This window comes from Aquimarina rubra, from assembly GCF_042684305.1.
GTDB classification, from domain to species: Bacteria; Bacteroidota; Bacteroidia; order Flavobacteriales; family Flavobacteriaceae; genus Aquimarina; species Aquimarina rubra.
The window spans coordinates 1-12,666 of sequence record NZ_JBHULE010000026.1; the positions used below are offsets into that span (position 1 = coordinate 1).

Sequence of the window (12,666 nt, forward strand, 5' to 3'; positions counted from 1 at the left end):
AAAGTACTTGAGCATATCCTTTTACCAAAGGCTTTGTCCGACCTGCTTATCAGAAGAAAACTTCCATAATCCTCGCGTACTCCTCCGAAAAAATTGTCCACTCGAAATGAACTATTGCATACAACGCTAAATATATGAATCGGAGCAAGGCAAACATACCTGAGCCAATCGATTTATCAGCGCATTTTTATTTCTTGTTCAATTTATAAAAATCTAGCGCCATTGCAAAAGGAAACAACCTTCGATTGGCACCAAACTTTGCTCTGATTTTATATATGATGTTATAACTATTTCACTTTCATTTCCTTTAGATCCATAGTAATTATTCTGCCAATCATTAAGATTTCAATTCCAATTACAGCTATGAAAAATATTGGGATATGACCTCCGTTGATGTTGAATTGAATGGAAAAAAACAAATAGCAGGTCAAAATCAGTCCACTGATTAAATTTAGAATAAAAGATAAAATTCCGATAATTTTGGAATATTTTTCGCGCATTGAAATTCCGTTTATGATTGCTGTCAGAATAAATACTAGCGCTCCATAAATTATCAAAGCTGTTTCTTTATTTTTAATTGATATTCCGTGAGAACCTGCTCCAAGTAGGACTAATCCAACAAAGGATGAGATTATCAATAGAATTATTAATATCGGTCTTATATTTTTTTTTGTATTCAAACTTTGATTTGATTTTTTTTACTCTCCAAAGGCTATTTGGATAATTGCTTTATGAGTTAAATGTCAATTAGTTATAACGTGTTCGTGTATGGCTTGTTGCGGAAAATCAGTATGATTTTCCGATTAAGGAAACAAGATAGCAAATTGCGCAAGAATTTCCGAGTAGGAAATTCAGAAGCAATGAGCTATACACGTTGTTGCCACACGTTTTTTATTCAATTACTTTATAGAATCCAAATTGTTTAATTCCGTCATCAGAGAATTTTAGTATTTCTGTTGTTATTGGATATCCAGATTTTTTGAATTCGTCGACTACTACAGGTCCAATTCTTTTAGAGAAAAACTTAAAATCTTCTTCCGAAAATATATAGCAAAAATCTCGGACAGGAATAACAGCATAAAACGGATAACCAAAATCAGCTTTAACCTTTTCTTTCATCGAAGGTGCTAATAAAAGTGCACTTTTTAAATTGGTATATTCCGATTCTATCATTCCAAGTTTTCTATTTTCTATTGTGTCAAATTTTATTTGTGATTCTTCCAATATTCGGTCAGCATTTTTTAGAGCTTGATTTTCCAAATCAGATTCGCTTATATTCCATTTCTCAAGGGCAGCTCCAGAAATCCAAGTAAATCTGTCATTCTCACTATGCAGATAAACCTTATTGGTTTTGTCTGTAACTTTTGCATTTATGAAATCTTTGAAATCAAAATCATTTGGATAGAGAGAAATAAAAATATTTTCTTTTGCGTCATTCCAATTTTCGGGAATATCGATAGAATAATCGACTAATGTTTTTACTAAATCAGAAATATGAGTTGTGTCTTTATCTCGCTCATAATTTCGTCTCACGTTGTCCAAACTAACCTGCAACGTTATTTCTCCTTTTGAAATGTAAATCAATTCTGTTTTGTCAACCGAGTCAATTTTCATTCCCTCTCTTTCAATTTGGGTTTTGAACTCATCGAATACAAAATCCTCTTTTGGGTTCTGACAGCCAAAAAGTCCGCTTAATATTGTCAAAATTATGATGTAATTACTGTGTTTCATTAAATGTGTGGCAACGTTTAGCTATGCGTAGTGCGGTAGCAAAAAATCACTGGTTTTCAAACTAGCACTTAGCCAAAGTTTATGTTTTGTTTTTATATTTTCTAAAATACTAAATTTAATACTTTGGCGACAAACCAAATAGACAATAACCTTTCGAACAAACACAAACCCCGCATTATCGCATAGGTGTTGTTACCCAATGTTTATTTTTCATATCCGTGTTTCTTTTTCCAGTCAGATATTTCAATTTCTTCTTCGGGAGAAAGCTTTAACCTTTCTTTTTCAGATGCATTAAATCCGTAAACAAAAATTCCTATCCAAAATAAAGTTCCAGTCAAAAGTAAAATAAGTCGTTGTTTGAATTTTAGTTTAAAGTTTTCATTCCGCAATTCGATAAGATCTTTACCGACAGTCCACTTACCAACAAGAATAAATGGAGCAACCGCAAAAATGTATAACATTCTTAGAATAGAGTATCCTTCCGATTTATTTTGTTCTAAAGTATTTTCCAGTTCAACAATATAATCATCTGCTTCTTTTTCCCACTTAGAAATTACTTTTTCTTGCTCTTTTTTAGAAACATTTCTTTTTTCAAGTTCCTGTTTTGATTGCCGAATAGCTTCTTCATTCCAATGCTCTTTTCCCGAGTATACAATTTCAATTAATTCCTCAGTTTTACGTTCAGATATTGGTGGAGTGAATTCAGTCATTTATAATATTGGGTAACGTTTAATGTATGGTTTGTAGCGGACAAGCACACAGTAAATGTTCCGTCACAGCCCAAAGTTAATAAACCAACGTGAAATTCCGTTAGGAATTTCCGCCGCTATGAATCATACATCTTGTTATGCACTGGCCTTTTTTATTCAGCCGTTACTTTGCAAACTTACCTAAGCAAAGCGATGATTGCTTACGAAACTATTTGCGTAATATTTTTTCAATTCCCGCGATCGCTTTACGACTTTGGGTTTAGCGATTACCAACACAAAATAGCGATGACCTTTATTCCGTCCGATGCTGATAGGGGAGAATCTTTGTGTTAGAAATTACCTTTATAAAAACACTCCGGTCTTTGACCATTATCCCGTCCGATTATTCATTCTGCTTTTCAGATTCCACATGCTTGTGCATAACGTTTAATATATGTGTCGTAGCAGGGCAAAATGTTACCCTGATTTTCGATATTTCTGCGCATTGGTTGCTAATTTTTTCATTCTGCAAGCATTGCGCCACTGCAAAAATACACAGACTTTTCGATTTGTTCCCTAACTGCTATGATCACATATATAGTGTTATGGCACGTACCACTTTTCCAAGCCAGAACTTAGTAAACAAGCCGCAGTAAAGTGATATCAGATTGCGAATTGCTCCGTATTATTTTTCATAATCTCCAGCGATCACTTTGCTGCCTTTGGATATATCACTTACCAAACTAAAAAATCACAAACCCTTTTTCTGTCAAAATTATCGTGATAAACCAAAAAAAAGCGATTTTTCAGCACGTTTTGCTCCGAAACACTTCTTTTGAGTGATTTTTTCATCGCTTTTTTACTTTCGATCAAATACAAACCACTGCAAAAACTCTCAGTTCAAACGTTCGAGGCTCGTCCGCAGACAGGTTCAGATTGCGTTTTGCTTTTCAGATAACAAGTATGTGCCCTAACGTTTAATATATGTGTCGTGGCAGGGCAAATTGTTACCTCGCTTTTCGATTTTTCTGCGCATTGGTTGCTAACTTTTACTTTTTGCAAGCATTGTGCCTTACCAAAAATATAACAACCATTCGATTTGTCACTTTGCTGCTATGATCACATATATGTTGTTAGACTATGTTTATTTTATAAAGCCTTCATTTTTCATAATTCCGAGTGCTTTTTCAGTTTCTTTAGTTCCGTCATTTAAAGATCCGGGAAGCATAATTAGTCGACTTTTAATTTTTCCGTTATTTTGCTCAAAATCAACCTTAAAATAACTTCTTGTTAGACCTTTTTTTGCAGATTTAAATTCTACATTTTTAATTTTATTCCTTTCAATAATTGGAGTTGCTGATAATTTCAAACTTTTCACAATCGAGTAAGATAAGAAAACTCCAATTCCAATATATATAGAAAAGAATATCCAGTTTTCATTTTTAAAATCTCGATATCCATTATAGAAAACTATAGCCGAAACAATTCCGTATCCAATTAAATGTTTATAGATATTATTTCCAGATACCGATTCCGACACATTTCCAACAATTCCATCACGAGTAAGAACAATTTTGTCGGTTAGAATATGACAAAATCCGGTTTTAGTTTTAAATTTCAATTCAGTATCCATAATGTAGTCTAACGTTTAATATATGTGTCGTAGCAGGGCAAAATGTTACCCTGTTTTTCGATATTTCTGCACATTGGTTGCTAATTTTTACTTTTTGCAAGCATTGCGCCACTGTAAAAATACACAGACTTTTCGAATCATCACTTAACTGCTATGATCACATATATGGTGTTAGCATATGTTTATTAAAACTTCATATTTTTAATTTCCCCGTTTAGATATTCAAGACTAATATATTCTAGATTTTCATTATCATCATCAATTGGGTCAAAACAAATTTCAAATTGTGGTCTTTGACCTTCTAAAGGAAAAACAGCTGATAAATAATATTCATCATGCCATTTATTTACTATTAACTTTTTGTCAGAAGGTTTATTCAAGTTTATTTTTTTGACTTCTGAGTCCATTTTAGTATAAAGGTCAGGTAAATTTGTTATTATATTTTTTAACTCTTCTAATTGGTTAATATTTGGGGTTTTGAAATTTCCTTCTAAGATTATTTGAGTTTCTTCTTTCCCATTTGACATCAAGTAATCTAAATACCAGGTATATTCTTTATTTGGGTTCTCCTTTTTAATTCTTTGACTAACTATTTCTCCAAAGAATTCATCAGTTATTTTCCTTTTTTTTCCAAATATAGAATCTAATATTTTCATTAATAATTTCGATGGGTATGATTATTTAATATATGCTAACGCCAAATATATGAATCGGAGCAATGCAAGCAAGCCTGAACCAATCGATCTATCCCAGCATTTTTATTTCTTGTTTAATTTATAAAAATCTAGCGCCACTGCAAAAGGAAATGACCTTTCGACCCGGAACTAAATTTTGCTCTGATTTCATATATAATGTTAGCGCCAGTATTTTAATTCAGTTTTCTTAACTTTAATAAACTTCGTAGAATCAGTATTAAAGAAATATCTACTATAGAATTTCTTTCCATATTGATTTTCATATTCCAGTAATAACATTAAATCCTTAAAATCCGAAGGTATATTAGTGTAATGCGATTCAAATTCTGCATCTGTAGATTCTATTGTTTTAATAAATTGGAATGGAATTATTTCTTCTTGATGCGATTTTAATGATTTTTGAGGATTGATTTCTTTATTAAATGATAAATTCATCAAATTTCTATGTTGAAGCATTTTAACCGTAAAAGCATTAATTTCTGAGTTGTTTCTTATTGTTAAATCAAATCTCCACTCAAGACGATAAATTTTAATCACCTCAGGTCTGTTAACGGGCTTTGTTCTGTCCGTATCTGGATGATATCTAATGAATTTTGATAATTTGGTAAATCCTTCATTTGAGCTTATCTCGATAACTAATTTTGGCCTTTTTACGAAATATGCCTCGTATCTTGGATATAAGAAATATATCAGACCTCCTAATAAAATGAAAAATGAAATTATGTATCCTACTGTCATATTTTTTATTGGTGCTAACGTTTAATATATGTGTCGTAGCAGGGCGAAACGTTACCTTGTTTTTCGATTTTTCTGCGCATTGGTTGCTAACTTTTTCATTCTGCAAGCATTGCGCCTTACCAAATATACAACAACCTTTCGATTTATGACTTAACTGCTATGATCACATATATGTTGTTGTACAACGTTTAATTATACTTTTCTATCGCTTTCTTTAAGGATTCTAAAATCAATTTTTGAGTATTTAGATCTTCCGTTTCCGTTTTGTCCAATTTTTTAGAGATTTTATTAAGTTCTATTCCGTCATTGATTGGATTTCGAAGTTGAGTAAGTACAAATTCCAATATTTCCTTTTTCTTCGAAACTCTACTTAAAAAAGCTACAAATTTCTTGGGGTTTGATTTGAGAGTTTTAAAAATCAATTCATTGTTGAATTCTCTATACTCAATGTTGTTTGAACATTTAGGATTCATATTCGCAAAGAAAACAGCAAAATTTTGGTCATTTAACTCAATATTTTGCTTAATCAGAGAATCAATCTTTATAAGAGTAGTTATTTCACAATTTGGTTGGGTATTTACTTTTTTCTCCGCAGTACTATCCGTCGAATTTTCAATAACCATTTGTATCTCAGAAATAATACTATCGTTTTGTTCTAGTTTTTCTTGCATTTCCTTTCCTTTTTCCTCCATTTTCTCTAATTCGTTTTGGAGGGACTCTACTGCTTTTGAGTTTTTTTGGTCAGTTTTACAGGAGCATAGAAAAATTAGTAAACTATAGGTGAAAATTTGTTTCATAATGTTGTACAACGTTTAATATATGTGTCGTAGCAGAGCAAAATACTACCCTATTTTCGACAAAAACTGCGCATTGATTGCTACTTTTTTCGTTTTGCAAGCATTGCGCTATTGCAAAAATACACAGACTTTTCGAATCATGACTTAACTGCTATGAACACATATATAGTGTTATGGCACGTACCACTTTTCCAAGCCTGAACTTAGTAAACAAGCCGCAGTAAAGTGATATCAGATTGCGCCTGCCTGCCTCTGGCAGGAATTGCTCCGTATTATTTTTCTTAATCTCCAGCGATCACTTTGCTGCCTTTGGATTTATCACTTACCAAACCAAAAAATCACAAATCCTTTTTCCGTCAAAATTATCGAAATGAGCCAAAAAAGCGATTTTTCGGCACGTTACTACTCCGAAATACTTCTTTTGAGTGGTTTTTTTATCGCTTTTTTACTTTGGATCGGATACAAACCACTGCAAAAATTCTCAGTTCATACGATCGAGGTTCGTCCGCAGACAGGTTCAGATTGCGTTTTGCTTTTCAGATTCTGAGTATGTGCCCTAACGTTTAATATATGTGTCGTAGCAGGGCAAAATGTTACCTTGCTTTCGATTTTTCTGCGCATTGGTTGCTAACTTTTACTTTCTGAAAGCATTGCGCCTTACCAAAAATACAACAACCATCGGATTAATCTCTAAACAGCTATGATCACATATATAGTGTTATGCATTGTTTTTAAACTCCATTTACTAATAAATTTGAGTATTTTTCAGTATCAACATTAATAGTGATTTTCCAATAGCATGAGCCTCCGTCATATACTTCATAAAACTCATTTTTCCAATGTTCCATTTTTTGATCTTCTAAAGTAGGTATTGCTAAAACGTCACAAGATACGTTTAAGAGTATTATTCGGTTATCATTCTTATCAATGTATGGTATATATTGTTTAAATAAATTGTTATTTATGTTTTCAAGAATAGGTTTCTTTATAAAATCAAATTTTTTATCAGCAATAGCTTTTTTCAAGACTTTATTTACGATTTCTAGATCACTTTTTTTTGGATTCCAAACAAAGTAACCGTATTCAGATTTTAACCGTTTATTATATTCAGAATTTAAAAGTATAGTTGATCTTTCATTATTTAATTCTCCACAAGAAAATAAAATGGAGAAAACGAAGATTATAAGATTAAATTTCGAATTCATATTTGATAATGCATAACAATAGATGTATGTTTTTGTTTGGTGATAATCGTTTGCGTAGCGATAGCGGAGACAAACTATTTACCAAATGGAACATACATAATGTTATGTTTAGTTTAGTTGTCCAAAGCTAAGGAATTTTCTCTTCCATCCAGTGGGACAAACAAACGGTGTTTTAAAAATTACCCAAAATACAGCAATCCAAAACACTTCTAATTGCCAGTGTTACCTATTCCTTATATACTTAATATGGGGAGTCGGTAATAATGGGACAGCGTGGTTAAAATTGCATAATCTCTTTCAGATTTTATACAGTACTGCTCCGATATTGAAAAACAAACACTTGACTTTCTAATTTTTTTTCAATAACTTCACCAAAGTCTTTTAGACGTTACAATGTTTGCAAATTCTGATTTGCACGATGCAATCGCTAAGACTTTGAGTGCGCCAATTATCATTGTCACGTACTGCATAAAAGCTTCCTTTCATACAATTTTTACCAATCCAATTAGAAGTGTTTTTCCACGTGACTTTTTGAAATTAAACTTAACGTTTAATATATGTGTCGTAGCAGAGCAAAATGTTACCTTGCTTTTCGATTTTCCTGCCTACCTGGCGGATGGCAGGCAGGTCTGCGCATTGGTTGCTAACTTTTCCATTCTGCAAGCATTGCGCCATCATAAATATATACAAACCAATCGATTGATTACTTTGCTGCTATGATCACATATATGGTGTTGTACAACGTTTTATTCCATTATTCGTCCAATTAAATCCGTATTAATGATATTAGTATCTAATTTTATGTAACGATACGATCTTACTTTAGAACTGTCAAGTGTAAGGATTAGAACTTTATTTTCATTTGAGTAAGCAATTTCATTGTTATGATTTAAGTAATCAGTTCCAAATTTTAGTTCCAATTCTGTTTTTGTTAATCCAATAAGGTTTGCTTGTTGTAAATCATTATCCTTTCTAAAGACTTTTAATTCGATTAGAGTTTCGGTTTCATCTTTATAGGTGTGTTTGTTTTTACCGTTTTTGAATACTATTATTTGAGCTATAGGATAAGGACGCCATCCATTTAAATAATTGTATTGGTAAAAAATAGAATCATTAATTTGAGGATGAAAATAATAGTTCATTCCGTTAATAACTCCAGTTGTAACAGTCTTATTTTTAACACTCTTGTATTGTTGTAGGTCAATTGGATTTTCAAGAAAGTTGATTAATGTTTTTCTTCTTAAATATTTTTCTCTCTCCTTTTTATCAGGTTCTGGAATTAATTCAAGTCTATTTGATTTTGGTTCATCTGATTTATTTTCAGATGTATGATTACAACCAAAACAGATTAAAATTAATACAATAATAACTACTAATTTCATATTAGTTCAATGTTGTACAACGTTTAATATATGTGTCGCAGCAGGGCAAAATGTTACCTTGCTTTTCGATTTTTCTGCGCATTGGTTGCTAACTTTTACTTTTTGCAAGCATTGCGTCTTACCAAATATACAAGAACCTTTCGATTCATCACTTAGCTGCTATGATCACATATATCGTGTTGTAAACAGTTTTTAACATCCACAATACATATCAATTTTCGTATTGTTTTCCGTTTCTTTTATTTCGTAATAACAGCCAACTCCATTGTCTGTAGGTCCATATTTAGTTTTTTCCTTGTTCCAACCGTGTTCAATATCCATTGGTGAACTCTTGAATATTTGTTCAATCCACTTTATTACACTTGATTTTTTAGATTTAGGCAATATTAGTGTAGTTGAAATTCCTCCGGCTTCTCTGCATTTCTCGACAGAATAGGTAATTTCGTTTTCAAAATCCTGTTCAAATGCGCATATACTGTAGTCAGTATATTCATAATTTTTAACATTCGCTTTGTCAGAGGATTGCTTATAATTCCGTTGTAGATAAACATAAACAACATCGTCCGCGTTATTATTTTTTTTCAATTCCGCTTTTAACTCCATTACATTGGGTTCTTTTAAAGCGAAGTTTTGTCCGAAATTCAAAATCGGTAAGGTCAGAAATAAGATGATGATATTTATTTTCATATAATTGTTTACAACGTTTAATATATGTGTCGTAGCAGGGCAAAATGTTACCCTGATTTCGACAAAAACAGCGCATTGATTGCTAACTTTTCCATTTCGCAAGCATTGCGCCTTCATAAATATACAAGAACCATTCGATTGATCACTTTGCTGCTATGACATCATATATCGTGTTGTACACAGTATTTTTTTTAGTCATATTTGTTGAAAATCACGTTTCCAATTTTTTCAGTTTTCCAATATTTAATTTGCTCTAATTCCACTTTGTTAAGAGCAGTAATATGTTTCGACTTAAGAGGTTCGTTTAAAAATTCAGTTCGTAACTCTGTGAATTCAATTGGGATTATTTTCGTAATATATTCTGGTAAATTACAAAATTCTACAGTTTCCCAATCCGCAAGGCTTTTTATTCCACAATAAATAGGGTAAGTGGTATTAATTCCGATCTGATGGTTCCCATTTTTGTCAGAAATAAGAATTAGATAGAAATTATTATCAGCTTGTTGCTCCACAAGTCTAACTTTCCAAAAATCCGAATCACTTTTAAAGATATCAACCAATTTTTTAATAAGAGATTTGTCAGTTTTTGGGATTCCACTTTGTCCTATTTTCCAAAATCCTGTTATGCCTCTCGGTAGTGTATTCATATGGTATTGTACACAGTGTTTTTAAAAATTCTAATTAGCATTAATCATTATCAATAGATGCAAAAAATGCATCAAGATCATCATCTTCATATTCATTCAGCATTATTTCTTCTCCATCAAAATTTGACTTGATATTCATCTTATTATTACCTAGAAAAGTAACTCGAATATGTGGTTCTTCGTCCAAACCGTGCCATCTGTTTCTTGATAAAAGGAAAAACCATAGGGATTGACCAGCTCTTAATTCTTTATCAAGATTACAGTTTCTCATTTCTTTTATCAATCTAAGAGCATCATTTGTGAATGGACGACTATCATCAGGATATTCTTGATAGAAATCTTCAATTAAATTCCAACTCTCAATAAAGTCCTCTTCAATTCGATTTTTATTATTCGATTTATTTTTCAAAACGATTTTCGGTATTGTGTACAACGTTTAATGTATGGTTTGTAGCGGACAATCAACAACTAACATTCCGCAACTGCCCAAAGTTAGTAAACCTGCGTGAAATTCCGTTAGGAATTTCCGCCGCTATGAATTATACATCTTGTTATGCACTGGCTTTTTTATTCAGCCGTTACTTTGCAAAGTTCCCAAAGCAAAGCGATGATTGCTTGCGTAACTATTTGCGTTATATTTTTCAAATTCCCGCGATCGCTTTGCGACTTTGGATTTAACGATTACCATCACAAAATAGCGATGACCTTTATTCCGTCCGATGCTGATAGGAGGGAACTTTTGTATCAGAACTTACCTTTACAAAAACACTCCGGTCTTTGATCATTATCCCGTCCGATTATTCATTCTGCTTTTCAGATTCCAAATGCTTGTGCATAACGTTTAATATATGTGTCGTAGCAGGGCAAAATGTTACCCTATTTTTCGGTTTTTCTTCGCATTGATTGCTAACTTTTACTTTCTGCAAGCATTGCGCATTACCAAAAATACAATAACCATTCGATTCATCACTTAGCTGCTATGATCACATATATATTGTTGTGGGGAGTTTTTTTTACATTCCAACAGTTTCATAGATATAGCTTATTCCAGTTTCTGGATTTCGTAAATATCTTGAGCGTTCAAATTCGTTTGTTTGATCTTTTGCATAAATTAGAAAATTTTGGTCAGGTTCAAACCATTCAGGCAGTTCAGTCCAATTTTTCCAATCATTGCTGGTTGTGTCAATTTCAAGTCCGTTATATTTAACAAATTTGTCAAACCATTTTTTGTCAGATTTAAATTTGAGAAATAGCTCATATTCGAGTGAAAAATGTGGTGATTGGTAATATTCACCTTTAATTAATTCAATTTCATTTGGGATCTCACTACGAGACCAATATTTATAAGCTTTCTCAGCATTCTTGGTTTCTACAGGGAAGCAACTAACCAAAAGAAAAACAAATCCGATTAATGTTATTTTTTTTATCAATTTTAAGTTTTTTCAATTACCCACAACGTTTAATATATGTGTCGTAGCAGGGCAAAAAGTTACCTTGCTTTTCGATTTTTCTGCGCATTGGTTGCTAACTTTTACTTTCTGCAAGCATTGCGCCTTACCAAATATACAAGAACCAATGGATTCATCACTTAGCTGCTATGATCACATATATAGTGTTAGCAAATGTACTTAATACATAATCTCCGTTACAATTAACCTTTTGATAAAATAATTTGAAAAATCTACTTTATCATTTAGCATTTCATAAGCAAGCATAGGAGGATGTAAAATTCCTGCCGCTTCTGTCATATCTAAATATTTCGCAATAAATTTATTGTTGTTAGCCACAGATTTAAGAGCAGCTCTATATTTTCCATGATAATTGATCCTCATATACTTTTTATGTATCTTTATAATTGAATCATCACTCTGAGATTTTAGGTCGTTAAATGAAGATTCAGACCTTCCAATCCAATATGTTCCATCTTGTTTTAAGAATTTGAGTCGAGTCTTAATTCTTGGAACGGAATTATTAAGATTTAAGGTATCGGGATTTCTTTCAATCCAAACAGAATCGGGAATCCCATATACTTGTAATTTTAAATTACTATTGTCAAATACCTTTCTGCTTTTTTTTGATAATTTTTTCCAATTCCCAGTATCATTGTTTTCAAGTTCAGATAGAAACTTTCGATAAGCTTTTTCAATGTCTAAATTCGGATAGTTCCTTTTTAAAAAATCATTTTCAAAGTCAGATACTAAGTAATTTAAAGTTTCACTATTTTCTTTTCCCAAAATATTCTCAAATTCAGTAATTCGTTTTTTATTAGAACAACTAACTATTAAAATCAGAATGGAGAATAGTTTTATGTATTTCATTGAGTTTTTATGTTTGCTAACGTTGCATGTAAAATGCGTTTTAATGCATTTTTACATCTTGTTAGCGGTAGTTCATTTTATTTACCACATTTTTTTTCAAATGATTCTTTGTCGAAAAAAACATATTTTTCTATGCTCTTAAAA

14 protein-coding genes are annotated in these 12,666 nt (G+C 31.9%); all 14 read right to left on the minus strand.

Annotated features, from left to right (window positions below):
* Window positions 1–287 precede the first annotated feature (287 nt).
* The 14 genes from ACFSR1_RS19110 to ACFSR1_RS19175 all read right to left on the minus strand — a co-directional run bounded on the left by ACFSR1_RS19110 (window position 288) and on the right by ACFSR1_RS19175 (window position 12,522).
* Window positions 288–680, minus strand: a complete 393-nt coding sequence (locus ACFSR1_RS19110) for a hypothetical protein (protein ID WP_378294654.1) — start codon at window positions 678–680, stop codon at window positions 288–290.
* 211 nt (window positions 681–891) lie between these two features.
* Window positions 892–1,731 (minus strand): hypothetical protein, encoded by an 840-nt coding sequence (locus ACFSR1_RS19115; RefSeq protein ID WP_378294655.1) that lies wholly within the window; start codon window positions 1,729–1,731, stop codon window positions 892–894.
* Between the two features lie 203 nt (window positions 1,732–1,934).
* Window positions 1,935–2,441, minus strand: a complete 507-nt coding sequence (locus tag ACFSR1_RS19120) for a hypothetical protein (RefSeq protein ID WP_378294656.1) — start codon at window positions 2,439–2,441, stop codon at window positions 1,935–1,937.
* Between the two features lie 1,123 nt (window positions 2,442–3,564).
* Window positions 3,565–4,053, minus strand: a complete 489-nt coding sequence (locus tag ACFSR1_RS19125) for a phosphoribosylaminoimidazolesuccinocarboxamide synthase (protein ID WP_378294657.1) — start codon at window positions 4,051–4,053, stop codon at window positions 3,565–3,567.
* Between the two features lie 185 nt (window positions 4,054–4,238).
* Complete coding sequence (locus ACFSR1_RS19130) at window positions 4,239–4,709, minus strand: hypothetical protein (protein WP_378294658.1); 471 nt, start codon at window positions 4,707–4,709, stop codon at window positions 4,239–4,241.
* A gap of 198 nt (window positions 4,710–4,907) precedes the next feature.
* Entirely contained in the window at window positions 4,908–5,486 is a 579-nt protein-coding gene (locus tag ACFSR1_RS19135) for a hypothetical protein (RefSeq protein ID WP_378294659.1), read from the minus strand.
* 188 nt (window positions 5,487–5,674) lie between these two features.
* The gene (locus ACFSR1_RS19140) at window positions 5,675–6,283 is read right to left on the minus strand and encodes a hypothetical protein (protein WP_378294660.1); all 609 of its coding nucleotides are present in this window, start codon (window positions 6,281–6,283) and stop codon (window positions 5,675–5,677) included.
* Window positions 6,284–7,014: 731 nt separating this feature from the next.
* Window positions 7,015–7,488, minus strand: a complete 474-nt coding sequence (locus ACFSR1_RS19145; protein ID WP_378294661.1) for a hypothetical protein — start codon at window positions 7,486–7,488, stop codon at window positions 7,015–7,017.
* 746 nt (window positions 7,489–8,234) lie between these two features.
* Window positions 8,235–8,870 carry a hypothetical protein gene (locus ACFSR1_RS19150; protein WP_378294662.1) on the minus strand — a complete coding sequence of 212 codons (636 nt, stop codon included), beginning with the start codon at window positions 8,868–8,870 and terminating at the stop codon, window positions 8,235–8,237.
* 192 nt (window positions 8,871–9,062) lie between these two features.
* Complete coding sequence (locus ACFSR1_RS19155) at window positions 9,063–9,557, minus strand: hypothetical protein (RefSeq protein ID WP_378294663.1); 495 nt, start codon at window positions 9,555–9,557, stop codon at window positions 9,063–9,065.
* Between the two features lie 191 nt (window positions 9,558–9,748).
* A complete protein-coding gene (locus tag ACFSR1_RS19160; RefSeq protein ID WP_378294664.1) occupies window positions 9,749–10,204 on the minus strand; it encodes a hypothetical protein in 456 nt (151 codons plus the stop codon).
* A gap of 40 nt (window positions 10,205–10,244) precedes the next feature.
* Entirely contained in the window at window positions 10,245–10,613 is a 369-nt protein-coding gene (locus ACFSR1_RS19165) for a hypothetical protein (RefSeq protein ID WP_378294665.1), read from the minus strand.
* 604 nt (window positions 10,614–11,217) lie between these two features.
* Complete coding sequence (locus ACFSR1_RS19170; protein ID WP_378294666.1) at window positions 11,218–11,634, minus strand: hypothetical protein; 417 nt, start codon at window positions 11,632–11,634, stop codon at window positions 11,218–11,220.
* Window positions 11,635–11,832: 198 nt separating this feature from the next.
* On the minus strand, window positions 11,833–12,522 hold the full coding sequence (locus ACFSR1_RS19175; protein ID WP_378294667.1) for a hypothetical protein: 690 nt from the start codon (window positions 12,520–12,522) through the stop codon (window positions 11,833–11,835).
* Window positions 12,523–12,666: the final 144 nt, after the last annotated feature.

Coding starts and splice junctions, on each gene's coding strand:
- ACFSR1_RS19115 (WP_378294655.1), bottom strand. CDS start 1,731: ATGAAACACAGTAATTACATCATAATTTTGACAATATTAAGCGGACTT.
- ACFSR1_RS19120 (WP_378294656.1), bottom strand. CDS start 2,441: ATGACTGAATTCACTCCACCAATATCTGAACGTAAAACTGAGGAATTA.
- ACFSR1_RS19125 (WP_378294657.1), bottom strand. CDS start 4,053: ATGGATACTGAATTGAAATTTAAAACTAAAACCGGATTTTGTCATATT.
- ACFSR1_RS19130 (WP_378294658.1), bottom strand. CDS start 4,709: ATGAAAATATTAGATTCTATATTTGGAAAAAAAAGGAAAATAACTGAT.
- ACFSR1_RS19135 (WP_378294659.1), bottom strand. CDS start 5,486: ATGACAGTAGGATACATAATTTCATTTTTCATTTTATTAGGAGGTCTG.
- ACFSR1_RS19140 (WP_378294660.1), bottom strand. CDS start 6,283: ATGAAACAAATTTTCACCTATAGTTTACTAATTTTTCTATGCTCCTGT.
- ACFSR1_RS19145 (WP_378294661.1), bottom strand. CDS start 7,488: ATGAATTCGAAATTTAATCTTATAATCTTCGTTTTCTCCATTTTATTT.
- ACFSR1_RS19150 (WP_378294662.1), bottom strand. CDS start 8,870: ATGAAATTAGTAGTTATTATTGTATTAATTTTAATCTGTTTTGGTTGT.
- ACFSR1_RS19155 (WP_378294663.1), bottom strand. CDS start 9,557: ATGAAAATAAATATCATCATCTTATTTCTGACCTTACCGATTTTGAAT.
- ACFSR1_RS19160 (WP_378294664.1), bottom strand. CDS start 10,204: ATGAATACACTACCGAGAGGCATAACAGGATTTTGGAAAATAGGACAA.
- ACFSR1_RS19175 (WP_378294667.1), bottom strand. CDS start 12,522: ATGAAATACATAAAACTATTCTCCATTCTGATTTTAATAGTTAGTTGT.